Here is a 24,738-nt window from a genome sequence, read left to right as displayed (position 1 = left end):
TTCGACTCACTTGATGCTGTTACAGATGTCCTTTGCCAAGGCTTGCAGGAGTTAATGCTAGCTCCTGCAAAGCTGTCTTCCATGACCTACTTCCCTCATCTGAGAATTGTTCTTTAGAACGCGGTTTAGTATTACATCAGAGGAGTTACTTGAAACCTTGGAAGGGGCTTATTTAAATGCAATTGACGAAGCTTCGTTAGAGGTTGAAGAAGGGCGCTACGAACCGGAAGAATTAGAGCAACGAGTGAATAAAGTAGAAATCTTACATCATGCGCTAGATTTAATTGCACCGTTGAATAATTAGATATTTTGTTGATTTGTGTGGGCGATCGCCTTATTTAGTATGCTTTGCTAAAAAGTTCAGCATTGCAGTAGACACTGCATCTGGTGCGTCAATTAAGAAATCATGACCGCCCCGTTCAAGAATCACAAGTTCAGCATTGGGAATACCTTGAACAAGTTCTTGAGAAAATTTTATTGGTATAAGAATATCTTGCTGGCTTACTACAACTAGCGTAGGGCAACTAATTTGCGGTAAACGGTCTAGAGTATCGCTATTAACAATCGCTCGACTCTGATGATACAGCCCCTGTGGAGTCGGCGGAAAGAGATACTCTATTTGAAACTGGAGTGCTTCTTCGATAGCGCCTGGAGTTGAGTAAAAATCCTCACTCACTGCCCAGGGTAGCACTACATAAAAATAAGCTTCGGGATCTAAAATGCGTGGGAGATCGCCTAGTGTTTCAATAATGCTACAAAATCGGCGATCGCCTTTGGCAAAAGTTGCCAACAACATCAAACTATATACCTTTTCTGGGTGTGCTAATGCTAACTCTTGGGCAATCTGACCTCCCATCGAATGACCAGCAACATGAACTTTACTCACGCCGACGTGTTCTAGTAGTATTGCCGTATCATCTGCCATTTGTTTAATACTGTAAGGACTATCAGGCACAGAACTTTGTCCAATACCGCGATTGTCGAAACGAATGACTTGATACTGCGCAACGAGTGAGGGCATTAATAAATCCCAGTGGGCATAATCGCAGGCGAAACCAGGAATTAATAATAAAGGCTCGCCTGTTCCCTGAATGTCATAGAATAATTCAATTCCGTTAGCCTGAAGTTTTGGCATAGGTGATTTTGAATTAGTTTTGCTGAATTGTGTTTGCTGATTGGTTAAATAACAAGTTCCTTGATTTTTCAATATCGAGTGCTTGATCTTTAAATGCTTCTGCTTTCTCGTAAGCATGAATCGTCGCTGGACGTGCTTTAATGGTTTCAAACCAGCGCTGCAAGTGAGGGAAATTCTCTAGCTTTTGTCCTTGGCGTTCATACGGTACAATCCAGGGATAAGCAGCAATGTCAGCAATTGAATAGTTATTACCAGCAATAAAAGTGCGATCGCTTAACCGTTTATTCATGACTGCATACAAACGTCCTGTTTCATTGGCATAACGGTCTATTGCATAAGGAATCTTTTCAGGTGCATACTGACTAAAATGATGGTTCTGCCCTGCCATTGGTCCTAAGCCGCCCATTTGCCAGAATAACCATTGCAAGACTTCAGCGCGTTGGCGGATATCTGTTGAAATCAGTTTTCCAGTTTTTTCTGCTAAATACAGTAGAATTGCTCCTGATTCAAACACTGAAATGGGTTCGCCGCCATCTGCTGGGGCGCGATCGACAATTGCCGGAATTCGATTATTTGGGGCAATTTTAAGAAAATCTGGTTCAAACTGATCTCCTGTGCCAATATTTACAGGAATGATCGTATAAGGAAGTTCAGCTTCCTCTAGAAACATTGTAATTTTGTGACCGTTGGGCGTTGTCCAGTAATAAAGGTCAATCATTTTAGTATCTCTTAATTTAGTACAAAGTTTGCTCGTTGCGATATACACCTTACAGTGATTTCAGCTTGCTTTGTTTGCTGACTTTAACTGAAATTTTTCGTCATAATCTGCTAAAGCAGGATAAGCGATCGCTGGCGTTTTATCAATCGATAAAAGTCTTTGTTGGTAGATTTCTAAATAATGCTGTCTTTGTTCTTCGCCCACACGATTGACTGCCCAAGCAATAAACGGTGGTAATACATCAAATCCAACAAAACGAAAGATCCCATGATGAATTGGAAACAAAAGATCGTCAATAAATCCATTTAATCCTGTTTCGCTGTACATAGTTTCTGAACCACCAGTAGTCAATGACAACATTGCTTTCTTGCCTTGAAACGTACCGTTGTCATACCATTTTCCACTACCATAAATACGTCCCATCGCAAATACTCGATCAACCCAGCCTTTAAGAATTGCTGGAACAGAAAACCACCATAGGGGAAACTGAAAAACGAGCACATCGCACCAATCTAGTTTCTCCATTTCTAAGCTAATATCAAGGGCAAAACCGTCGATTTCAGTTGCATATAATTCTTCAGTTTGTTGTCTAAAGTACTCTTGATTTTTTTGGGATGTAAAATTACGACGATCTGAGACAGGATCAAATTTCATCGCATACAAATCAGAAATTTTAACTTCATGTGCTGCATTTTCCAGTACTACTTTGGCATGACGGGTTAATGCACCATTAAAGCTTTTTGGTTCGGGATGTGCGTGAACAATAAAAACTTTCATACAGGTATATTCCTTACAACCCACTCGCGTATTGAATCGGTAAATTCAGTTTTTCTGCTTGATGTAATTCTTGCGCCGCATTGTAAGCCCAGTAAGGATCGCGTAACATTTCGCGCCCAATTAGAACAATATCAGCACGTCCATTACGAATAATTTCATCAGCTTGCATTGGGCTGGAAATTGAACCTACCGCCGCTGTCGCGATTTCAGCTTCGTGGCGAATTTTCTCTGCAAAAGGCACTTGCCAACCCGCACCGAAGGGATAGTTTTTGTAATTAGGAGAATTAAAACCCGAACTACAGTCGATTAAGTCCACACCTTCAGCTTTCAGCTTTTTAGCAAGTTCTACCGAATCTTCAATTGTCCAGCCACCTTCTACCCAATCTGAACACGATAACCGCGCTGTTAATGGTAAACGTTCTGACCAAACTTCGCGCACTGCTTGTGTTGTTTCAATCGCAAAGCGAATACGGTTGACAAAACTGCCGCCATACTCATCATTACGTTGATTCGCCAGGGGTGAGTAAAAGCTGTGTGCTAAATAGCCGTGAGCAAAATGTAATTCCAACCACTCGTAACCTGCTTCTAAAGCGCGTAATGCAGCAGCGCGAAATGCATTTTGTACTTCTTGGATGTCTTCTTTCGTCATTTCTTTTGGAACCCGCCACAGTTTATTTCCAAAAGCTACGGGACTTGGTGCGATCGTTTCCCAACCGCCTTCTTCATCTTTAAGCGAGTGATCGCCTTCCCAAGGACGTGCGGAACTTGCTTTTCTACCAGCGTGGGCAATTTGAATGCCTGGTACTGCACCATGTGCTTTAATAAATTGGTTGATGCGTTGTAGCGGTTCGATGTGCTTGTCTGCCCAAATTCCTGCATCTCCTGGAGAAATGCGTCCCCGCGCTTCGACTGCGGTAGCCTCGGCAATAATTAATCCTGCACCACCTACTGCACGCGAACCTAGGTGAACTAAATGCCAGTCGGTTGCTACACCGTCGTGCGAACTATACTGACACATGGGGGAAACACCAATACGGTTGCGTAATGTGACATCTTTGAGTTGATAAGTATCAAATAAGTGTGGCATTATTTTTCTCTTTAGTAATTAAAAGCGGATGCAAATTTTACCGAAGTGCGAACCACTTTCCATGTATTTCAGTGCTTCTGGTACTTCGTGGAAAGGATACACGCGATCAACTACAGGACGTAATTTGTGTAATGCGATCGCAGAATTCATCACCGCGAACATCTCGCGCGAACCTACATAAATTCCCTGTACGCGGACGTTTTTCATTAAAATTGCTGCGGTAGCAACTTCGCCCTTACCGCCACTTAAAACTCCAATCAAACTAATTTGTCCACCGTGACGTACTGCGCGTAGCGATTCTGATAATGTTCCTGCGCCACCGACTTCAACTACATAATCAACACCTTTACCGTCGGTGAGTTCGCGCACTCGATGTCCCCATTCAGGGATTTGTTTATAGTTAATTGTTTCTGCTGCGCCCATTTTCCGGACGCGTTCTAGCTTCTCGTCACTGCTGGATGTGGCAATGACCTTCGCACCTGCAAGGAAAGCAAACTGTAACGCAAACATTGAAACTCCGCCAGTTCCCTGCACCAATAAGGTATCACCTGCTTTTAAATTACCTGCGTAAAAAAGTGCATTCCATGCCGTTACAGCCGCACAAGGTAATGTCGCAGCTTCCTCATCAGTAAGATGTTCGGGTACATGAATCACGCCATCTTCATGCAAGACCGCATACTCAGCTAAAATTCCGTCAATCGCACCACCTAAAGCCGATTGCGTAATTTCTTCGGTAAGTTCACCACCAACCCACTTTTGAAAGAAAATTCCGGCAACGCGATCGCCTATTTTAACTCGTGTCACGCCTTCGCCTACTGCAACAACAGCACCCACTCCATCAGAAAAAGGAATCCTCGGTAAAGGTAGTTTGGGATCGTATAAACCTTTAACTACCAATAGATCGCGGTAATTTAAGGAAGCCGCGCGCATTTTAACGAGAACTTGTCCGTAACCAGGAGTAGGATCAGCACGTTCAGTGAGTGTCAGCGCATCCAAGCCAAATTTTTGAACTTCGTAAACTTTCATCAGACTTTACCCTTCATTAACCTTGACGTTAACGTTAATATAAACCGAAAAAAATTACTGACTGATTTTTTCAATACACTGTTGAATTTTGGTAATGTTCGTCTGCAACTCCGAACGAAACTGTGCTAACGCGGCAATTTTGTCGTCGGTTTCTTGGAGATGCGCTTGCAGGATTGTTAACACCTTCTGCTTTGCTTTGAGTTCAGTAGGATCTTCAAAGTACAAGTTGATCGCACTAGCAATTTCTTCCAGAGTTAGTCCGAGTGACTTGAGGCAATCAATTTTTTGGAGTCGCAATAACTCAGCTTCCGTATAATAGCGAAAGCCACCTCCCTCTCGTTCACTTGGGTGTATTAATCCTAGATTTTCGTAATAACGAATTGTCCTTGGAGTTACGCCAGCTTTTTGTGCTAGTTCTCCAATTCGCATTTTTTCAGTCACTTTATTTACTGATGCACCAGATTGACGTTAACGTTAACTTGAGATTACTCGTTTTTTTCTTTGGTGTCAAGCAGTTAGGAATCGCAGATGTACAGATAGAATCTGCCTGCACAAGTTGATAAACTCTTATTTAATTTGAGCTAACTTCCAGCATTCGGTGGCGATCGCCCAATCTTCTTGAGTATTGATAATTAAAACGCGCACTTGAGAATCGGCAGTAGCAATATCGGTATCGCCTGGAGAATCAGCATTTTTGTCTAAATCGAGATTTAAACCCAGAAAAGCAAATGATTCACACGCTAAAGCGCGTAGTTGAGCTTGATTTTCACCGACACCCCCTGTAAAGACTAATGCATCTAGACCACCCAGAGTTGCTAGCATTGCACCAATGTGTTTGCGTAACGAATGCACATACATATCAAACGCGAGTTGGGCGCGGGAGTTACCTGAAGCGATCGCACTTTTAATTTGACGCATGTCTTGAGAAATTCCAGAGATTCCCTTTAAACCAGAAGCGTAATTTAAAATTTCATCTAACTTATCTGCATTAACTTCGCGATCGCGCAGTAGGTAAATCAAAATACCTGGGTCAATTGAACCACAGCGACTCCCCATCATTAACCCTTCTAGCGGAGTGAAACCCATTGTCGTGTCAATACTCACTCCATCACGGATTGCGGATAAAGAACAACCATTGCCCAAATGACAAATAACAAGACGTAAAGAGTGTAAGTCGCGATTCAACAGCGTTGCAGCCCGATGCGCACAATACTGGTGACTAATACCGTGGAAGCCATAGCGACGAATACCTTGCTCAAACCATTCGTAAGGTCCTGGATAAAATGCTGCGCTTAGTGGAATTTGACTATGAAAAGCAGTATCAAACACTGCAACTTGTGGTAAGGATGGTAGCAGTTGTTCAATCGCTTCAATGCCCTCAAGATTTGCTGGATTGTGTAAGGGAGCAAAATTAGACAGAAGTAAAATGGTATCTTTGACTTCTGGAGTAATCAACGTTGCTTCGCGGTAATCTTGACCGCCATGTACGACACGATGACCTGCAATATCAATCTCAGCAAGATTTTCAATTGCCTGTGTTTTACCACTCACCAAAGTATCTAATAAGTAAGAAATAACATCAGGGCGCGAATTGGTTTCAAGTTCGGTTTCTAAAACTGCACCTTGAGTATTGATTTTGATTGCGGCTACTCCATGATGCCGACTCCAGTCTACTTTAGCTTCCCACAGAGGATGTAGAGGTGAATCGGGTAAAGTGTCACTGAGTTCATACAAACAATTTTTTTGGCTACTAGATCCTGCGTTCAGTACAAGGATTTTCATAGAAACAGCCTTTTTTTCTTACATGACTACTGTAGCGATTGAGAAGCTTGAAGATGTGTTGTTAATAGTACACAAATGTTTCTTGCTTAGTTAACTAACGATTGTGAATACTCATATCAGTGTTTGGAAAGACTAACGCAAAAATACTCAAGCTCAAGATAAAATCAGACTAATTGGCAATTGAGTTGAAATTAAGCCGAGATCAATACTATCTCGTTTAGAAGGTTAGACTGAGTAATACAGCAGGTATTTATGCCACTGTCAATTGACAGGAAAACAAAGTACACACCTGATCAGTTGTGTAAGATAGCTTTAGTCCGTCCAATACGATAGAGGGGCGATCGCGCTGATGCTACGATCTGTTCCCAAAAGACTTACCGTAGGTTTTTTCGTTGTCTTAGCATTTGCATTAGGCAATGCAGCAATTTCTTATCGCAGTACACAAAAACTGATTGCTAACGAACAAGCGATCGCCCACAGTCATCAAGTTTTAGCAGAACTAGAAACAACACTTTCAAAGCTTAGAGATGTAGAAACAGGACAACGGGGCTACTTACTCACAGGAGACACTCAATATTTAGCACCCTATGTGTTGGCAAGAACTCAAACACAGGCACAGATTGCTAAACTCAAGCAATTAACAGCAGATAACTCTCAACAAGAAATTGCGCTGCTAGAACAAAAAATAGCTGCCAAACTTGCAGCACTAGAACGCACAATTGACTTAGAGCAAAAGAATGACTTTGTTGCCGCAAGAAACATGGTGCTATCTGGTCAAGGAAGGCAGTTAATGAAAGATATTCGCCAAATTATCGGCGAAATGGAAAAAAACGAGCGGTTAAGGTTACAACAACGCGCTCGACAATCACACATCGGCTTTCGCGATGAGACAGTAACATCCTCAATTGCTACCTTACTGAACGTCGGGCTGCTGATGGTGTTGTATTACTTGATGCATCGCTACATCAAACAGCGCCAACAAGCAGAAGATTCGCTGAGAGAAGCTAACCAAACGCTAGAAACACTAATTCAATCATCACCACTCGGAATTGTGGCACTGACACCAAGTGGCAACGTGAGTTTATGGAATCCTGCGGCTGAAAGAATTATTGGCTGGAACAATCGCGAGATTATTAACCAGTGTTTGCCACTTCTCGACAATCAACAACTTCGCCAGCGCATATTAAAAGGTGAGGCAATTCATGATATTGAACTAAGCTGTTATAGAAAAGATGGTCAAGCGATCGCGATTTCGCTTTCTACTGCACCACTGCGCGATGCTACCGATCAGATTAATGGCATTATGGCAGTCATTGCCGATATTAGCGATCGCTATGCCGCAGAACAAACAATTCGCGAACAAGCAGCGTTACTCGATATTGCTACCGATGCAATTTTTGTACAAGATTTAGAAAACCGAATTTCTTTCTGGAATAAAGGTGCAGAACGTTTGTATGGTTGGCTAACTCAAGAAGCTTTGGGGAGAAATGTTTACGAACTTTTGCACGCACAACCAGTAGGAGAAATTTTAGTTTCGCAAGAAAACTTGATCGCTTATGGTGAGTGGCAAGGTGAATTGCGGCAAATAGATAAATATGGCAAACAAATTATCGTAGCAAGCCGTTGGACATTAGTCCGCGATGCGCAAGGAAACCCTAAATCAATTTTAGTTGTTAATACAGGAATCACTGAGAAAAAAAAATTAGAGGCACAACTTTTACGCGTGCAACGCATGGAAAGTATTGGAACCCTAGCAGGTGGAATCGCCCACGATCTCAACAATGTCTTGACACCGATTTTAATGTCAGTACAACTTTTGCAAATGAAATTCAGCGATTCTCAAAGCCAAAACTTGCTCAATTCATTAGAAAGTAATGTTAAACGAGGTGCGGCATTAGTCAAACAAGTACTATCTTTTGCGCGTGGTTTTGAAGGCGATCGCGTTACCTTACAAGTTAGACACTTAATATCAGAAATTACTCATCTAATTCAAGAAACTTTTCCTAAATCAATTGAACTCTTTACAGATATCTCTCCTAATTTATGGGCAATTTTTGGTGATGCTACGCAGCTTCATCAAGTCTTAATGAACTTAGTTGTAAATGCTCGCGATGCAATGCCTAATGGAGGTATTTTAAGTATTCAAGCAACAAATGTTCTTATTGATGAACAGTATACCCAGATGAATCTGGAAGCAACAGTTGGGTATTATGTCGCAATTACAGTTACTGACACTGGTGTTGGCATTCCACCAGAAATTATAGAGCGGATCTTTGAACCATTTTTTACAACTAAAGAAGTCGGTAAAGGTACTGGATTAGGGCTTGCCACAGCGATTGGAATTGTCAAAAATCATGGGGGCTTTGTCAATGTTTACAGTGAAGTAAGTAAAGGCTCACAATTTATTGTGTACTTACCAGCAGCAGAAGGAACCGAAACACAAATAATTCAGGAAGGAGAAATTCTCTCAGGCAATGGTGAATTAATTTTGGTTGTAGATGACGAAACAGGAATTCGGGAAGTTACCAAACTCTCTTTAGAAACATACAATTATCGTGTTTTAACTGCTAGCAATGGAGTTGAAGCCTTAGCAATATATGCAGATCGCCAAGATGAGATTTCTGCTGTTTTACTTGACATGATGATGCCTTCTATGGATGGCGCCAACACAATTATGACATTGCAGAAGATGAATCCTTTAGTAAAAATTATTGCTATTAGTGGACTTAGTTCAAATGAAAAAATTGCTGCAACAACAGGCTCAGGTGTACAAGCTTTCTTACCAAAACCTTGTACAGCAAAAGAGTTACTAGAAACTCTCCATAGTGCAATAGAGTAGAATTTTTCAAAACTCAAAAATAGTAAGAGACATTTGAACTGATTTGTTTTCTTAACTCAACACTTAATAATTTCTCATCAACGTAAAAAGTGTAGTATGTAATTTTACCCATCTATTTAATAGATATTTTCCCAAGGATCATTTCACAACTACCGCTTAATAGTTAGTATAAGTGTGAAGAGACGACAGGCGTGAACCATCCACTATGAAAATATTGATAGTAGAGGATGACGAATTTATTACTGAAGCACTGCGCTTAGTTTTGACGCAGCAACATTATGCAGTAGAAACAGCAAACGATGGTGAAGCAGCTTGGGAGTTAGTACAAGTGTTTGCTTACGATTTGATTTTGCTTGATGTCAAGTTACCAAAATTAGATGGTATTAGCCTCTGTCGTCGCTTGCGATCACGTGGCTATCAAATGCCGATATTGTTAATTACAGGACAAGATAGCAGTCACGATCGCGTCGTTGGTTTAGATGCAGGTGCAGACGATTATTTAGTCAAACCATTTGATCGAGATGAGTTGGTAGCGCGAGTCCGTGCTTTGTTGCGTCGTGGCGATCTTACTTCAGCACCAGTACTAGAGTGGGGTAAACTGCATCTCGATCCGAGTAGTTGTGAAGTGACATACGATCGGCAACTGATTCATTTAACGCCCAAAGAGTACGCGCTTTTAGAGCTTTTTCTGCGCAATAGTCGTCGTGTATATAGCTGTAGTGCAATTTTAGATCACCTATGGTCTTTTGATAAAACTCCTGGCGAAGAAGCAGTAAGAACCCAAATAAAAGGCTTACGACAGAAATTAAAAGCTGTAGGTGCAAATGACTTGATTGAAACAGTCTACGGCATTGGCTACCGCTTAAAACCACTTGAAGCCGCGTCAATATCACCGGTATTGGAAATTGGCAAGCAAACGCAACAACAAACTTTGTTTGCGATCGCTGGAGTGTGGCATCAATTTAAAGAGCGCGTTAGTCAGCAAGTAACATTAATAGAACGGGCAATTATTGCTCTACTACAAGAAAAACTCACCGATGAACTACGGGCAACAGCAGAATACGAGGCGCATACATTAGCAGGTTCTTTGGGAACATTTGGCTTGGGTGAAGGTTCGCGCATTGCCAAAAAAATTGAACGCATATTTCAAGGAAATCAGCCGATCAAACACGAAACAGCAGGACACTTATGTCAACTAGTAACAGCTTTACGACAAGAAACACAGCGTCCTGAAACCGAAGTTGTGAAAACACATCGAGAAGAGACATCACCCTTGGTGTTAATTATTGACAGCGATCGCTTGCTGACAGAAGAGTTAGCGATCGCCGCACGACAACAAGGAATCCGTGTAACAGTTGCCAACAGTATCATCACTGGGCGCGAAGCAATTTATCGCAAAAATCCTCAAGTCGTGTTAATTGATATTGCAATTTCCCCGACAATCGAAGACAGTTTGCAACTAATAACTAAATTCCACACTCAAACTCCATCAGTTCCTGTTTTAGTTTATACAGCACGCGATAGTTTTGGCGATCGCCTGGCAGTTGCCAAGTATGGAGGACGCTATTTTTTCCAAAAGTCAACTCCACCTGCACAAGTGATTGCTAAAGTCTCTCAGATATTACAAAGTAGCGATCGCACTGTTGCCAAGGTTATGGTAGTTGATGACGATCCACAAATTCTGGCTACTGTCCGTAGCTTGCTCGAACCTTGGGGCATGAAAGTAACGACTCTAGCCGATCCGCGTCACTTTTGGGAAACACTAGCAAGTGCCCTTCCAGACTTACTGATTTTAGATATTAAAATGCCCCATATTAGTGGAATTGAACTTTGCCAAGTCGTACGCAACGATCCACTTTGGGGTAGCTTACCGATTGTATTTCTGACAGCATACAACGACACTGATGCTGTTAATCAAGTGTTTGGTGCAGGTGCAGATGATTTTGTCAGTAAGCCAATTGTTGGTCCAGAATTAGTAACTCGAATTGTCAATCGTTGGGAACGAATTAAACTGTTGCGTAATCTTGCAGAAATTGATCCACTCACAGGAGTATCCAATCGCCAAAAAGCCATTCAAGAATTTGAGACATTACTCAAGCAAGGAAAAGCAGACGACCAACACCTTTCTTTGGCAATGATTCGCCTAGATTCCTTACAGCAAATCAATCTTATGCATGGTTATGCTAAAGGAGATGCACTCTTACGTCGTGTTGGACAACTTCTGCAACAATTCTTTCATGACGAAGCAATTATCTGCCGTTGGGCAGGAGCAGAATTTCTAGTAGGAATGTATGATACAAGTCAGAGCGATGGAAAAGCAAGATTGAGCGTAGTGCAAGAAACGCTGTATCAAGAATTTATCGCTGATGGCACTGAATTTCAACTGAATTTTAGTATCGGCCTCGCACGTTATCCTGAAGATGGTACTGATTTACAATCACTTTACTCAGCAGCAATGACCGCACTTACACCGATGCAAATTGCTGCAACTTACGCTTGAGAATGCGAATAAATTCGCCACTACATAAACAAAGTCCACCTCCGTGGACTTTGGACACAAAGATATACTTTGCTTTAGTAGTTCCGACTTTAGTCGGAGGAAGTTTGCAATTCGTGCTTCAAGCCGTAAATTTCTAAAATCATGAATGCCAAGACGGCGATCGCACTCAATGCAATTAAGTCTTTACCTGCCAATGTCAGTACGCTGCCGAATGAAAATAACAGAATGACGCTGGCAATAATCCAATCAACTTCGATTAAGACGATCGTCCATACCGCAATTGCATTAATTGGGCGAGAGGAAGCAACTATGTAAACGGCAATTCCTACTAAAAGCAACCCAATTCCCAAAATTTTCAATTGATCGGGTAATGTCAGCCCAAACATTATAAATGTATTAGACACTAACAGTTGAGCGATCGGTTCACTTAATAATAGCAAAATGATACCACTAAGAACGCAAGCGAAACTATCAAGTTTCAAGGTTGTTTCCAAGGATGGTGTTACAACTTTTTTAAGCATGACTGTCTTGAGGATAGAAGGTTTAAACAGCGGTTGATATTGTTATTGTTCGCCGCTTACTCTGAATTATTGAAACTATTCTGAATAGAATCAATTACCACACAGGTAATTAAACTTATGAGTGTGTTGTTAGATGATAATTAGCTAGATGCCACTATCAATTAAGGATAAGTACAATTGATTTGGGCATTTTTTGCGACAATGATGCGATCGCTGAGGTTTAAGTCAGCTTGATTTAGCCGTCATTAGCAATTCGCAGCGGCATATTAGCTTTTTAGAATCAGGGCGTGCAAAATCCAGTCGAGAGATGATTTTGGAATTAGCCACAGTGCTAGATATTCCATTAAGAGAGCAAAATGTAATGCTTACTGCAGCCAGATTTGTACCAATATACTCCGAAAGCAATCTTCACGATCCTCAAGTCGAACCAATTCGCAAAGCTTTAGACTTTATCTTGGAGAAACAAGAACCATATCCATCTGTCGTGAGAAACCGATATTACTCAATGAATTACTGGCATATCCTGATGTACCGCAATCGTGGCGCGATCTGCAATGGGAATGGCATATACCGTTACTTACAGTGAATTTTGCGAAAGGCGATCGCAAATTTAATTTCTTCTCAACGATCGCCACCTTGAAAATACCTTATGACATTACACTCCAAGAACTACTTGAATGTTTGTTTCCCGCCAATCATGTGACGGAGGAAAATATGAGGAAGTTACCACGTTTTTGAGGAATGTACCAAAAATCTGAAGGCATCACGGGTAAAGCTAGCGGTGGCTCTCAATCACTTGGGTTGTTAAGAGAAAAGCTGATTTAGCAATTCTTCACGCTCCAAGTTGAAGTGGTTTTCAATATCCCGCAAGATGGCATTGAGGGTTCCAATCTTGATTGGATCGTGAGCAGGAATGGTGAGATGATGCTCGCCATTTTCCTGAGTGGTTAACCGAATGTGGCTACCCGTTTGGCGGGTGACAACATAGCCAAGCTTCACCAGTGCCTTTACCAGAGCGCTACCTGACAGATCTCTTGGCAGTTTCATGAGGCAATAACTTCATCTCGGACAATGTGTAACCGGATAATTTTAGGACGGCTTTGCTCATCAGGAAAATGGCAATGAACTGCATCGCGTACCATCTCCCGCAGAATTTTCAAGTTATCTGCCTGAGTGAATATCGACTCACCTAATGCCCTAGCAGTATAACCACCATCGGGATCATCTTCAACCAAAAACACAATTTCAGTCATTGCTGATAATTTCTAAAACGCGTAATTCATTGTAAAGTTTGCCTGATTCGATTATCAGCGATCGCCTGTGCTATTGTTGCTGTAGGGATGGGCGATCGAGCCTCTAAAAATCAATGTATGGATCTCTTTGTCCCGAAATAATTGCTATAGCATTTACAAGTGAACGAGTAGCTTCTACACAAAGTGCAGTTTCTCGGAAATTTGCGTTTCGTTTATGTTGAAGAGTTACAGTAAGCTGATAAGCGTCTTTTACGTATTTGCGTAGTGATTCATTTGAGCTACCTAGTAGCTGGGTAGCAATATAGTTTTCTAGCATTCTTTTAGCGTCAGTTTCACTTGGGTTTACCCCATCTAAACAAGGGTGTAAGTCTGGGTCATATACTGCTTGTGCCAAAGATATGATTGCTTCTCGGCAAAGTAGACCTACAGCCTGGTAGTCCTCTTCGTTCTTTGCATCAGCTAAAACCTGTACTATTTTATCTATGTTACGGTCAACTCTTGCCCATCCTGTTGGTTCTACAAGCTGTTGAGCTTCTCTTTGTAGTAACGACAGCGTTAAGCTATCAATCACTGGTTGATAAAGGTTAGTAATGTAATCCCTACGGGACTGATAACTCGGTAGGCTACCATCGCTCCACTTACTTTACCAATTCCATAAGTCTGGATATGAGTTTGGATTTTGAATGCTCATTGCTTGTAGCTTTGACATTATCAATATTCTTCTTTTTTTGTACTCCTCATTAACTTCTTGAATTCGTGAACCTCCAGTGGCAACAGAAATCATCAAAGCTTTTTGATTATCTATTTCCTGTATAAGTTCTTTTACTTCACACTGAGGAAGAATTTTTTTGCTGATATTATTTATTGGAGTTATTTCAAGATGATGTGCCAAGTCTAATAAGGATTGGTCATCAGCTCCTTGAATCATTTCGACAATATAGTTAGTTGTACTTCCAGACCAATTATCTCTCCAAGGAAGTCCAAATTGCCGAAGAGTAAGGTCTATCAACGACCAATCATCAGGTGCTAACCTATTTGCAATCTCTGAAATGATCTTTATTCTGTCTGAAGGCTTCATGGCAAATCACATTGTTGATAGTGCTTCTCAGCGCCCAATAGTTTAGCTCACGACGGCAAATGATCCTTCACATCATAATCAAAGGATCGCTCTTCTACTTCCTCAAGCGATCGCCAGCGTGAAGATAACGACTGATGCTTTGCGCGATCGCCTATACAGGAAAACCATCCACGATTAATGGAGCGATCGCCCTCTTACCCCCTAACCGCGATCGCGCCTTGCTAGAAATTTGCATTTACAAATGCACTGAGATCATGCCAGCCATTTTGGAATCAGAAAGCACTAATTGCTGGAGAAAGCCAGTATCAAGTACGAACAGCTTCTAGAATACGAGAAAAGTAAAAGCGAGTGCGTGTCATTGCTTGGCGTTGAATTGTCAACCCTTGGCTATTGAGAATTTTGACAACATCAGCTTCTTTGTGTAGATAAGCACGAGTAGCTTTACTAGGTCCTGGAAAGAAACTACCAATCTTTTTTAGTAAACTTAAAGCAGGAGTCTTAGGGGCAAAGCTGAGAATCAAGCGCGATTCGGCTAATGAACACAAATGCGAAATCATCTCTGCAGCTTGCTCTTGCGGATAGTGAATTAGCACATCTAAACAAACTACTGTATGGTATTTACCACTAAGGTGTTCCAGGTCTTGTACAGCAAAGGTAAGATTATCTGTGTTAGCTAATTCTGCCACAGCGCGTTTAGCTTCGCCTATCATCTTTTCTGAAATGTCACTTGCGTAAACTCTTGCACCAGCTTGCGCTAAGGGAATACTCAGACTTCCCACACCACAACCTGCATCACAAACTGACATTCCGGCTAAATCGTCGTCTTGTAGCCAGTTAAGAACTGTTTCGACGGTTTGTTGATGTCCGTTACGGATATCGAGTTGTACTTTATTGACTTCACCACCGCAATAGATTCGTCGCCAGCGATCAAACCCCGTAGAGTTAAAGTAATCCTTGACTATTGTTTTATCGTCTGCTGCGTTCATAAAACCAAATTTATCATGAGTTCCCAACGCTTTAACTTACCACGGGTTAGGGGAGAAGAGAGCAGGAAACCTAGGGGAGACTAGAAGTTATGAGTATTAAGCTTAAGAGAGTCGTGAAGTGTTGAGTGTTGAGTGTTAAGTTAAGAATGCCATCAAGGTCTTCTCATAACTCATAATTCAAAATTCAAAACTTAAAATAAATGCCTCCAGCACCTTTCTTTGCTTTCCAAAACTCAAAATTCAAAACTAGCCACTAGTCACTAATATACTTTCTAATCTGCGCCAAGTCAGTTCTCTTGTTGTACCATCAAATCGCCAGCGTAATAGTTGGGCTGCATTGCTATCAATGAATTCTGGCAAGTGAATTGCTTTACGGGGTGCTATTGTGGCAAGTGCGATCGCACTTCCGACATCACAAATACCCCAATGTACTAAATTTTGGACTCCTACGAGTAAAGGTAATGTTGTTCCTGCTAGTGTACCGTCAACTAATTTTGCTGTACCATTCTTGAGTGTAATTTGGCGCGTATCCCAGGGGTAAGTGCCATCAGGTAATCCTAGAGGTGCTAAGGCGTCGCTAACAAGAAAGATTTTTTGTTCGTAACCGCTTGCTTGCAGCAAAATTTTGAGCATTGTAGGACAAACGTGCTGTCCATCAGCAATTAAACCACACCAAACACCAGGATGGACGATCGCCGCACCTAACAATCCTGGTTCGCGATGATGAAGTCCTGGCATCGCGTTAAAGGCATGAGTGACCATTGTCGCACCCCTATCAAACGCACGTTGGGCTTCATCTGCAGTTGCTTGCGAGTGACTAAGACTGATTGTGATACCAAGTGAATGTAAATAAGCGATCGCTTCACCAGTGGTATCTAATTCGGGCGCTAAAGTGATAACTTTAACGATTGATGTATAGTCACCAATGACACGCTGGATGTTTTCGATAGTCAGCGGTAGTAAATATTCTGCTGAATGCGCACCGCGCTTATGGTAATTCAAAAATGGTCCTTCTAAATGCACTCCTAGAATTTTGGCTTGTTGTGGTTCATGCCTTTGCATAAATTCGGCAATCACAGCAAGCGATCGCTGAAAATTCTTGACAGAAGTTGTCACTAAAGTTGGTAAAAAACCATCAATTCCTTGTCGCCACAAGAACTCGCAGATTCCTTCTAATTTAGGAAAATCCCCTGCTTCAATTTCGGGAAAAGCAAGCCCCAACGCACCATTAATCTGTAAATCAACGCCTCCTAAAGAAATCCAATCTCCAGCAACGTCTAAAACCTGTGCTGGTGTCATTTCACTCATCGGTAAGATCTGAGTTATCCTACCGCGATCGATGCATATTTGTTGCAAGTCTGAATAACCTGGTAGCCGTGCATTGATAATATTCAAGGCGATCTTTTTTGTACCTGCCATTGATTCTTGCATCACCCTTGTTAGAAAATAACTAAACCTAAATGCAATCCCAGTTTACAGCTAGCTCCTAATCTCTAGCCCCTCCTATGACTCAACCGCTCATTGGTATTATTATGGGCAGCGATTCCGATTTGCCCACCATGAAAGAAGCGATCGCAGTTTGTACCGAATTTGACGTCGGTTGTGAAGTGGCGATCATCTCAGCTCATCGTACGCCTGAGCGCATGGTGGAATATGCCAAAACTGCCCATCAACGAGGCATTAAAGTCATCATTGCTGGCGCGGGTGGGGCGGCACATTTGCCAGGAATGGTTGCTGCTTTGACTCCTTTACCTGTAATCGGAGTTCCTGTACCTAGCCGTCATTTACAAGGAGTTGATTCGCTCTATTCGATTGTGCAGATGCCTGCAGGTATTCCTGTTGCTACAGTGGCGATCGGCAATGCAAAGAATGCTGGGTTACTAGCAGTGCAAATTCTTGCAACCTATAATTCTGAGTTACTTCAACAAGTGCAAGCATATCGTGCTGCTTTGAAAGCAACTGTAATGGAAAAACAAGCTCAGCTTGATGAATTAGGCTATCAAAAATACTTATCTAATTTGTAATAAAACGTATCAGTTAAAAACGATGCATTTTCTGCATAATTTTGACATAAAGAACACAAACAATTGTTTTTTCCTAGTTTCTTTATGCTTTTCTGCTGTTGGCGGGCATTTACTAACCTTTGGTTTTTGTTCCAAGCTAGCAAAAGTAAACTACGAGCAACTGTAATTAATTATACAGATTGCTAGCTTAAAAAAATACAAGATCATAGTCTCAAAACTATCAATAATTCTTCATGAGAACTCATCTCATGGCCTGATCGGTTTTGGAATTATTGGCTCTGTGTAAGTACTTCGGCTGCTAGTAGATGATACCTATTGTTGCAGTTTGTACGGCTAGCTCAGCATAAAGCATAAATAGCTATTTCATTAAAGCAATGACAATGTGTTTTCGCAGTTAAGGATCGGTTCAAGGAATGAAGCTAAAACTAAAGCACAAAAAGAAATGGAGAAATGATAGAAAGCGACCGTATGCAAGTCGGTACGCTAGTTCCTCTGAGAGGACAAGCACATTTTTTACGCAGTTGCAGAAGGCAATCAAGCGGCTGTCTCCTACTTGGCGAGCCTGCATTCCGCTGTCAATTTTTATTGTATTAGCCTGGGGTTATGCTGCTGTTGCCCAAGATGCTCCTACAGCTAGTCCCGATCGCACAACACAAGACTTACTAGATCTCAGAGTAGGCTTAGACACTTTATGGGTGTGTGTTGCTGCTTTTTTGGTGTTCTTTATGAACGCTGGTTTTGGAATGCTAGAAACTGGCTTCTGTCGTCAGAAAAACGCGGTCAATATTCTAGCCAAAAACTTGATTGTCTTTGCGTTATCTACAGTTGCTTTCTGGGCGATCGGCTTTGCCCTGATGTTCGGTGATGGCAACGCTTTCTTTGGCACCAATGGCTGGTTTTTGACAGGCGCAGATAATAGCCCATCAACAGGAGATGCCTATCAAGGTGTTTTTAGTGCTTTAAACTGGACAGGCGTTCCTTTGGGAGCAAAGTTTTTGTTTCAGTTGGTATTCGCTGGAACTGCTGCAACAATCGTTTCTGGAGCCGTTGCTGAGCGTATTAAGTTTATTGACTTTTTGATTTTTAGTCTTTTACTGGTAGGAATCGCTTATCCAATTACAGGTCACTGGATTTGGGGTGGCGGTTGGTTGGCTGATGCTGGCTTTTGGGACTTTGCAGGTTCAACCGTCGTTCACTCTGTCGGTGGTTGGGCAGCGTTAATGGGAGCAGCAATCTTAGGTCCTCGCTTGGGTAAATACCAAGATGGTGTTTCAGTTGCCATGCCAGGACACAACATGAGTATTGCAATGTTGGGTTGTCTTATTTTGTGGTTAGGTTGGTTTGGGTTTAATCCTGGCTCTACAATGGCAGTCAGTCCCAGCATTATTGCGCATATTGCTCTGACAACAAATATTGCTGCTTCAACAGGTGGTATTGCAGCGACACTCGTTGCTTGGACATACCTTGGCAAGCCTGACTTATCCATGATTATTAATGGTATTCTGGCAGGTTTAGTGGCAATTACTGCACCTTGTGCATTTGTGAGCTTGCCTTGGGCAGCCGTAATTGGGTTTATTGCTGGTGTTATTGTTGTCTTCTCCGTTACTTGGTTCGACAAAATCCACATTGACGATCCTGTGGGTGCTACCTCGGTTCACCTTGTTTGCGGTATTTGGGGAACTCTTGCAGTTGGTCTATTTGCCGAAGGTCCTGGCGGTGCTTTGAACATTTATGAAGAAGGTGCAGGTCCAATCCGTGGCTTGTTGCTTGGTGGCGGGTTTGGAGGATTATTGCCACAAATCATTGGTATTCTCTCGGTTGGTGGTTTTACTGTTTTAATTACAACTATCTTTTGGTACATCCTAAAAGCGACTTTAGGTATCCGAGTTACACCTCAAGAAGAAGTTGAAGGTCTGGATATTGCTGAACATGGCATGGAAGCCTATAGTGGATTCCTCAAAGAAGCAGACGCAAGTGGAATGGCTGACCCCAGTATTTACGGTGGAACGCGACGTCCAGGCGATGTTTCTAGTACTTACTAAGGCTTGTTAGCGTACTACTTGTAATTTCTCCATAAGTTGATAACCGTCGCACTGCGGCGGTTTTTTATTGAACAGGTAGATGGCTTACTCTAGTACTCAATAACCCAAAATCTAAAATCCAAAATCCAAAATGGTGTAAGCATTTGTATGATCGATCTGTGAGATGCTCCAGAAAACGAGAGGCAACACCTGCATGGATACAAAAGCTTTTAAGCGATCGCTCCAACATTCGGAAAATTACCACCGCAAAGGATTTGGACATCAAGTAGAAGTCGCCACGCAGCTACAATCTGAATATCAAAGCAATTTAGTGCAAAAAATTCGCGAGAATAACTATACACTGCAACAGGGTGATGTCACAATTTATTTAGCTAAAGCCTTTGGTTTTTGCTGGGGTGTAGAACGTGCTGTCGCTATGGCTTACGAAACTCGCCAGCACTTTCCGCAAGAAAGAATTTGGATTACCAACGAAATTATTCACAATCCTTCAGTCAATCAACGTTTGCGGGAAATGCAAGTTGGCTTTATTCCTGTAGAGGATGGCAAGAAAGACTTTTCGATTGTTGCATCAGGAGATGTTGTGATTCTCCCTGCTTTTGGTGCAAGTGTTCAAGAAATGCAATTGTTGAATGACAAAGGTTGCACAATTGTCGATACCACTTGCCCTTGGGTTTCCAAAGTTTGGAACACGGTAGAAAAGCACAAAAAAGGCGAACACACCTCAATTATTCACGGTAAATACAACCACGAAGAAACTCTGGCAACAAGTTCTTTTGCAGGTAAATATTTGATCGTGTTGAACTTGGCACAGGCTGAGTATGTTGCTGATTACATTCTCAATGGCGGTGATAAAAACGAATTTTTAGCAAAATTTAGTCGTGCTTGTTCTGCCGGATTTGACCCTGATCGCGACTTAGAACGAGTTGGAATTGCTAACCAAACGACCATGTTGAAAAGTGAAACTGAGCAAATTGGTAAACTTTTCGAGCATACAATGTTGAAAAAATACGGTCCTATCGAGTTAAACGACCATTTTCAAAGCTTCAACACGATTTGCGATGCAACTCAAGAACGTCAAGATGCCATGTTTGAGCTTGTAGAAGAGAAACTAGACTTGATGGTTGTGATTGGCGGTTTCAACTCTTCTAACACGACACACTTGCAAGAAATTGCCGTTGAACGCCAGATTCCTTCATATCACATTGATAGTGTCGATCGCATTGGTCCAGGAAATCGTGTAGAACACAGACAACTTAGCGGCGATCTAGCACTGACTGAAAATTGGCTGCCAGCAGGTGCGATCGCAATTGGCGTGACTTCTGGAGCCTCTACTCCTGATAAAGTTGTGGCAGATATTATTCAAAATATCTTTGATATTAAACGCAGTTGAGCTTGATTTTGTACTCTAGGTGACACGATCGCTAGATAATAGTGATGCAGCGTAGAGGAGCAAGTGGCAGCATATGATTAGGTCTTGGATGGTAATTGGGGCTGTAGCTTTTCTTGTTGCGCTTGCTGCTAATTTTTTTACGAAAGGCGATCGCCGATGGTTCAAACGATTGCGTCGTCCTGGATGGTTGACGTTTGAACCATTAATTCCCGTTATTTGGACTATTATTTTTATCTGTGGTGCTTGGTCAGCATATCTTGTTTGGGAAGCCAATCCTGGTGCTAATTTTACTTGGCTATTAATGGGGTTTTATTTAGTACTAGAAGTTGTGACTGTTGCTTACACTCCAGTCATGTTTAGAACGCGCAGCCTCAAAGTGGGAACTATTATCGGTGGTACTGGTGCAATGATCGGTCTTTTATTAGCACTCACTGTCTTACCAATTTCTGGTTGGGCAGCACTGTTACTTGTACCGTATCTACTGTGGAGTCCAATTGGTACATATACTACTTGGGCTATGATGCACCTCAATCCTGCTGATATTTAGTATTCTTCTACTGCATACACGTAATTAATTTAAGTGTTATTCTTCTTTGCTAAATCTTTAATTTAGCTTACAATTTCTCATTCTCTTTATATAAAATTTTTATTCTAAAAGTCCCTTATAACTTAAGCTCAAAGCAACAACTTTGAGGAATATATTTTTTTAAGTTAACGTCAACTATCTCTATTTTTCCACAAAAAGTAGAGAATTTTTTGATCAAAATTTAACCGTATTTCTACTAATATTTAGGTCAGAAAACTTATGGCAACCGTTAAAGGTACACCTAGTAACGATACACTTACTGGCACTCGATTTGCAGATTCAATTTTTGGATTTGCCGGTAACGATAGACTTTTGGGATTGGCTGGTAATGACTTTCTCGATGGCGGAGTTGGTAATGACTACTTAGAGGGAGGTCATGGTAATGATACTTTATTTGGTGGAGTAAATAACAACCCTGATGTTTTTTTACCAGGTGCTAACGACACCCTCGATGGAGGTATAGGTAATGATGTTTTGAGTGGAGGTGATGGCAATGATGTTTTATCCGGAGGTGCGGGAAATGATGGTTTAGGTGGAGATGATGGTAGCGATATTTTGTATGGCGGTGATGGCAATGACACTCTCAACGCTGGCACTGTCTATGTAGAAAACAACTATTACCTTGGTGATTCTGCTACAGATTTTCTTTATGGTGGTGATGGCGACGATACATATATCGTAGGCGATCAATTTGATGACGAAATTATTGAAGCAGCCAACGCAGGGATAGATACTGTTTTTGCGTATACTAACTACCAATTAAGTGCAAACGTAGAAAATTTAATTTTACAAGGGCGAGCAATAACAGGAATAGGAAATAACCTGAACAACTCAATTACAGGTAATTTCAGCAACAATACCCTGATCGGTGGTGCTGGCAACGATATTATCAATTTTGGCTCTGGTTTAATATACCTTGGAGATGATATTCTCTATGGCGGTGATGGTAACGATACTCTCTACGCACACAGTTACAGTCGATTGTTCAATGGTTACAACTACTCTCAAGATGAAGACATTTTGTATGGAGGTAGCGGTGATGATGTTTTGTACGCTGATGTGAATTGCGTTTTGTACGGAGGTAGTGGTAACGATACACTATACGGTTACTCGTATGGTTCTCTTCAAGGAGGTGTTGGTGACGACACTTATTTTGTTAGTCGAGAGATTGTTACAGCCTACGATCCTTTTAACGGATTTCCGTACGAGGTTGTCCTTACCGCAAGTGTCGGAGAAACAGCAAACGCGGGAACAGATACTATTTATGCTTCCTACGATTACACGCTGTTCAACAACTTTGAAAACCTAGTTTTGTTGAATGATGCAACAACAGGCAATGGTAATAGTTTAAATAATGCGATCGCTGGTAACAGTCTTAATAATATCCTTGATGGCAAAGCAGGTAACGACACGCTCCAGGGACTAACAGGTAATGATACTTTGATTGGTGGTGATGGTGATGATATTCTCATTGGCGAACAAGGTAATGATAGGTTGATCGGAGGTAGGGGTGTTGATGAGCTTTATGGTGGCGCAGGCAATGATACTCTTAGCTTTGGTGCTATTGATAAACGCCTAGATGGAGGCGCTGGGACAGATGCTTTAGCTGTAGACGTGAGTGGTATTTTTGTTGACTTGACGACTTTGCCCAACGACAGAATTAAAGGAATTGAAATTATCGATTTAACGGGTACGGGAAATAATAGCCTAAAGCTAACGCGGTTCGATTTGTTGGATTTATCAAATACGACAAATCAACTCATCGTTAAAGGGAATGCAGGTGATGCTGTCACTTCCACAGGACAAGGATGGCTTGTTGATACAAGTACAGTTAATGGTATTGCGTACAATCGCTACACATCCGGTAGTGCAACACTATTAGTCGATACAGATATCACACAGACTATTTCTTGAATTGTTATTAATTCTATAACTGATAGGGTGGAGCTTGCTATACAATTTAGCTCCATCCAAGATCTGCGAGTAGGTGCAATATTTGCCCCTTGCTCAAGGAAAGCTGCATGCAATCGACAATGGTTAAATTAATTATTCAAATTCCTTGTTATAACGAAGAACGCACGCTTGGAATAACGCTTGCAGCCCTGCCCCGCAAGTTACCTGGGATTGATTGTATTGAGTGGTTGGTGATCGATGATGGCAGTCGCGATCGCACTCTTGAAGTAGCTAAAACTAATGGCGTCGATCATATTGTTCATTTTCCAACAAATCAAGGATTAGCCAAAGCTTTCATGGCAGGTTTAGAAACTAGTCTCAAAGCTGGGGCAGATATTATTGTCAATACTGATGCAGATAATCAATACTGTGCTACAGATATTCCTAGACTAATTCAGCCAATTTTGTTACATCAAGCAGAAATTGTTGTTGGTGCTAGACCAATTTGGCAAACTAAACAGTTTTCTTTATCTAAAAAACTGTTGCAAAAATTAGGTAGTTGGGTAGTTCAAATTGCCAGTAACACTAAAGTTCCTGATGCACCGAGTGGTTTTCGCGCATTTAGCCGAGAAGCTGCTTTACAACTTAATGTATTTAATAACTATACCTATACATTAGAAACAATTATTCAAGCTGGGCAAAAAGGTATTGCGATCGCGTCAGTACCAATTCACACTAACCCAGTCATGCGCCCCTCACGGTTGGTTAAAAGTACGCCGAGGTATGTTGTGCGATCGCTTTTTACTATTCTGCGGATTTTCATGATTTATCAACCACTGCGCTTTTTCCTCATTTTGGGTAGCCTGCCATTTAGTGTTGGAGTTTTGTTAGGAATTCGTTGGTTACTATTCTTTTTCTTTGAAACTTCTACACGTACGCGAGTACCAAGTTTAATTCTTGCAGCTATCTTAATTTTGATTGGTTTTCAGCTGTGGATGTTTGGTTTAGTTGCAGACTTAATGGCAGCAAATCGCAGACTAGTAGAAGAAGTTCAGTTACGGATGCGGCGGATTGATGCAGAGAAGAGGGGTGAGGGGTGAG

General features: G+C 41.6%; 26 protein-coding genes and 1 pseudogene. 13 read left to right on the top strand and 14 right to left on the bottom strand.

Annotated elements, in window-relative coordinates:
- Window positions 1-106 precede the first annotated feature (106 nt).
- Window positions 107-304 (top strand): hypothetical protein, encoded by a 198-nt coding sequence (locus tag IQ230_RS11315; RefSeq protein ID WP_228054771.1) that lies wholly within the window; start codon window positions 107-109, stop codon window positions 302-304.
- A 30-nt stretch (window positions 305-334) separates the two neighbouring features.
- Here IQ230_RS11315 and IQ230_RS11310 read toward each other — a convergent pair whose 3' ends face one another.
- The 7 genes from IQ230_RS11310 to IQ230_RS11280 form a co-directional block, all read right to left on the bottom strand.
- Window positions 335-1,135 (bottom strand): alpha/beta fold hydrolase, encoded by an 801-nt coding sequence (locus tag IQ230_RS11310; protein WP_193932096.1) that lies wholly within the window; start codon window positions 1,133-1,135, stop codon window positions 335-337.
- Window positions 1,136-1,148: 13 nt separating this feature from the next.
- A complete protein-coding gene (locus tag IQ230_RS11305; RefSeq protein ID WP_193932095.1) occupies window positions 1,149-1,853 on the bottom strand; it encodes a glutathione binding-like protein in 705 nt (234 codons plus the stop codon).
- Window positions 1,854-1,913: 60 nt separating this feature from the next.
- Window positions 1,914-2,630 carry an NAD(P)H-dependent oxidoreductase gene (locus tag IQ230_RS11300; RefSeq protein WP_193932094.1) on the bottom strand — a complete coding sequence of 239 codons (717 nt, stop codon included), beginning with the start codon at window positions 2,628-2,630 and terminating at the stop codon, window positions 1,914-1,916.
- 13 nt (window positions 2,631-2,643) lie between these two features.
- Window positions 2,644-3,717, bottom strand: a complete 1,074-nt coding sequence (locus tag IQ230_RS11295) for an NADH:flavin oxidoreductase/NADH oxidase (RefSeq protein WP_193932093.1) — start codon at window positions 3,715-3,717, stop codon at window positions 2,644-2,646.
- 18 nt (window positions 3,718-3,735) lie between these two features.
- Window positions 3,736-4,743 (bottom strand): zinc-dependent alcohol dehydrogenase family protein, encoded by a 1,008-nt coding sequence (locus IQ230_RS11290; protein WP_193932092.1) that lies wholly within the window; start codon window positions 4,741-4,743, stop codon window positions 3,736-3,738.
- Window positions 4,744-4,797: 54 nt separating this feature from the next.
- A complete protein-coding gene (locus tag IQ230_RS11285) occupies window positions 4,798-5,184 on the bottom strand; it encodes a helix-turn-helix domain-containing protein (RefSeq protein ID WP_322742390.1) in 387 nt (128 codons plus the stop codon).
- Between the two features lie 126 nt (window positions 5,185-5,310).
- Window positions 5,311-6,525, bottom strand: a complete 1,215-nt coding sequence (locus IQ230_RS11280) for an acetate/propionate family kinase (RefSeq protein WP_193932091.1) — start codon at window positions 6,523-6,525, stop codon at window positions 5,311-5,313.
- A gap of 349 nt (window positions 6,526-6,874) precedes the next feature.
- Between IQ230_RS11280 and IQ230_RS11275 the strand changes: the two genes are divergently transcribed.
- Together IQ230_RS11275 and IQ230_RS11270 are read left to right on the top strand one after the other, a co-directional pair.
- A complete protein-coding gene (locus IQ230_RS11275; protein ID WP_193932090.1) occupies window positions 6,875-9,364 on the top strand; it encodes a CHASE3 domain-containing protein in 2,490 nt (829 codons plus the stop codon).
- Window positions 9,365-9,569: 205 nt separating this feature from the next.
- Entirely contained in the window at window positions 9,570-11,864 is a 2,295-nt protein-coding gene (locus IQ230_RS11270; protein ID WP_193932089.1) for a response regulator, read from the top strand.
- An 89-nt stretch (window positions 11,865-11,953) separates the two neighbouring features.
- On the opposite strand, the gene IQ230_RS11265 is transcribed toward IQ230_RS11270, so the two are convergent.
- Complete coding sequence (locus IQ230_RS11265; RefSeq protein WP_193932088.1) at window positions 11,954-12,385, bottom strand: hypothetical protein; 432 nt, start codon at window positions 12,383-12,385, stop codon at window positions 11,954-11,956.
- A 244-nt stretch (window positions 12,386-12,629) separates the two neighbouring features.
- Between IQ230_RS11265 and IQ230_RS27895 the strand changes: the two are divergent.
- From IQ230_RS27895 to IQ230_RS26600, 3 genes and pseudogenes are all read left to right on the top strand, one after another.
- Window positions 12,630-12,677, top strand: a pseudogene (locus IQ230_RS27895) (hypothetical protein); the annotation flags it as partial.
- A 69-nt stretch (window positions 12,678-12,746) separates the two neighbouring features.
- Window positions 12,747-12,971: a hypothetical protein gene (locus IQ230_RS26605; protein ID WP_228054770.1), complete on the top strand. Its 225-nt coding sequence runs from the start codon at window positions 12,747-12,749 to the stop codon at window positions 12,969-12,971.
- Complete coding sequence (locus tag IQ230_RS26600) at window positions 12,968-13,123, top strand: hypothetical protein (RefSeq protein ID WP_228054769.1); 156 nt, start codon at window positions 12,968-12,970, stop codon at window positions 13,121-13,123. The genes IQ230_RS26605 and IQ230_RS26600 overlap by 4 nt, the downstream gene beginning before the upstream one ends.
- Window positions 13,124-13,189: 66 nt before the next feature.
- On the opposite strand, the gene IQ230_RS11255 is transcribed toward IQ230_RS26600, so the two are convergent.
- The 4 genes from IQ230_RS11255 to IQ230_RS11240 all read right to left on the bottom strand — a co-directional run bounded on the left by IQ230_RS11255 (window position 13,190) and on the right by IQ230_RS11240 (window position 14,716).
- On the bottom strand, window positions 13,190-13,432 hold the full coding sequence (locus IQ230_RS11255) for a type II toxin-antitoxin system HicA family toxin (protein ID WP_193932087.1): 243 nt from the start codon (window positions 13,430-13,432) through the stop codon (window positions 13,190-13,192).
- On the bottom strand, window positions 13,429-13,638 hold the full coding sequence (locus IQ230_RS11250) for a 2-oxoisovalerate dehydrogenase E1 subunit beta (protein WP_193932086.1): 210 nt from the start codon (window positions 13,636-13,638) through the stop codon (window positions 13,429-13,431). The genes IQ230_RS11255 and IQ230_RS11250 overlap by 4 nt, the downstream gene beginning before the upstream one ends.
- 103 nt (window positions 13,639-13,741) lie before the next feature.
- Window positions 13,742-14,209 carry a hypothetical protein gene (locus IQ230_RS11245; RefSeq protein ID WP_193932085.1) on the bottom strand — a complete coding sequence of 156 codons (468 nt, stop codon included), beginning with the start codon at window positions 14,207-14,209 and terminating at the stop codon, window positions 13,742-13,744.
- A 72-nt stretch (window positions 14,210-14,281) separates the two neighbouring features.
- Window positions 14,282-14,716, bottom strand: a complete 435-nt coding sequence (locus IQ230_RS11240) for a hypothetical protein (protein WP_193932084.1) — start codon at window positions 14,714-14,716, stop codon at window positions 14,282-14,284.
- Between the two features lie 134 nt (window positions 14,717-14,850).
- Here IQ230_RS11240 and IQ230_RS11235 point away from each other — a divergent pair, with 134 nt between their 5' ends.
- Window positions 14,851-15,042: a hypothetical protein gene (locus IQ230_RS11235; protein ID WP_193932083.1), complete on the top strand. Its 192-nt coding sequence runs from the start codon at window positions 14,851-14,853 to the stop codon at window positions 15,040-15,042.
- Here IQ230_RS11235 and bchM read toward each other — a convergent pair.
- Together bchM and nagA are read right to left on the bottom strand one after the other, a co-directional pair.
- On the bottom strand, window positions 15,022-15,702 hold the full coding sequence (gene bchM, locus IQ230_RS11230; RefSeq protein ID WP_193932082.1) for a magnesium protoporphyrin IX methyltransferase: 681 nt from the start codon (window positions 15,700-15,702) through the stop codon (window positions 15,022-15,024). The genes IQ230_RS11235 and bchM overlap by 21 nt on opposite strands.
- A 246-nt stretch (window positions 15,703-15,948) precedes the next feature.
- Window positions 15,949-17,121: an N-acetylglucosamine-6-phosphate deacetylase gene (gene nagA / locus IQ230_RS11225; protein ID WP_193932081.1), complete on the bottom strand. Its 1,173-nt coding sequence runs from the start codon at window positions 17,119-17,121 to the stop codon at window positions 15,949-15,951.
- An 86-nt stretch (window positions 17,122-17,207) separates the two neighbouring features.
- Between nagA and purE the strand changes: the two genes are divergently transcribed.
- The 6 genes from purE to IQ230_RS11195 all read left to right on the top strand — a co-directional run bounded on the left by purE (window position 17,208) and on the right by IQ230_RS11195 (window position 24,737).
- Entirely contained in the window at window positions 17,208-17,726 is a 519-nt protein-coding gene (purE, locus tag IQ230_RS11220; protein WP_193932080.1) for a 5-(carboxyamino)imidazole ribonucleotide mutase, read from the top strand.
- 413 nt (window positions 17,727-18,139) lie between these two features.
- Window positions 18,140-19,768, top strand: a complete 1,629-nt coding sequence (locus tag IQ230_RS11215; protein WP_193932079.1) for an ammonium transporter — start codon at window positions 18,140-18,142, stop codon at window positions 19,766-19,768.
- A gap of 193 nt (window positions 19,769-19,961) precedes the next feature.
- Complete coding sequence (locus IQ230_RS11210) at window positions 19,962-21,158, top strand: 4-hydroxy-3-methylbut-2-enyl diphosphate reductase (protein ID WP_193932078.1); 1,197 nt, start codon at window positions 19,962-19,964, stop codon at window positions 21,156-21,158.
- Between the two features lie 73 nt (window positions 21,159-21,231).
- Window positions 21,232-21,705: a TspO/MBR family protein gene (locus tag IQ230_RS11205; protein WP_193932077.1), complete on the top strand. Its 474-nt coding sequence runs from the start codon at window positions 21,232-21,234 to the stop codon at window positions 21,703-21,705.
- A gap of 258 nt (window positions 21,706-21,963) precedes the next feature.
- Window positions 21,964-23,658 (top strand): calcium-binding protein, encoded by a 1,695-nt coding sequence (locus IQ230_RS11200; protein ID WP_193932076.1) that lies wholly within the window; start codon window positions 21,964-21,966, stop codon window positions 23,656-23,658.
- 107 nt (window positions 23,659-23,765) lie between these two features.
- Window positions 23,766-24,737, top strand: coding sequence for a glycosyltransferase family 2 protein (locus IQ230_RS11195; protein WP_228054768.1), 972 nt, complete (start codon window positions 23,766-23,768; stop codon window positions 24,735-24,737).
- Window position 24,738: the final 1 nt, after the last annotated feature.

This window comes from Gloeocapsopsis crepidinum LEGE 06123 (assembly GCF_015207655.1).
GTDB classification, from domain to species: domain Bacteria; phylum Cyanobacteriota; class Cyanobacteriia; order Cyanobacteriales; family Chroococcidiopsidaceae; genus Gloeocapsopsis; species Gloeocapsopsis crepidinum.
Note: the sequence above shows the minus strand (reverse complement) of the source record. Positions and strands in the feature narration are given on the sequence as shown.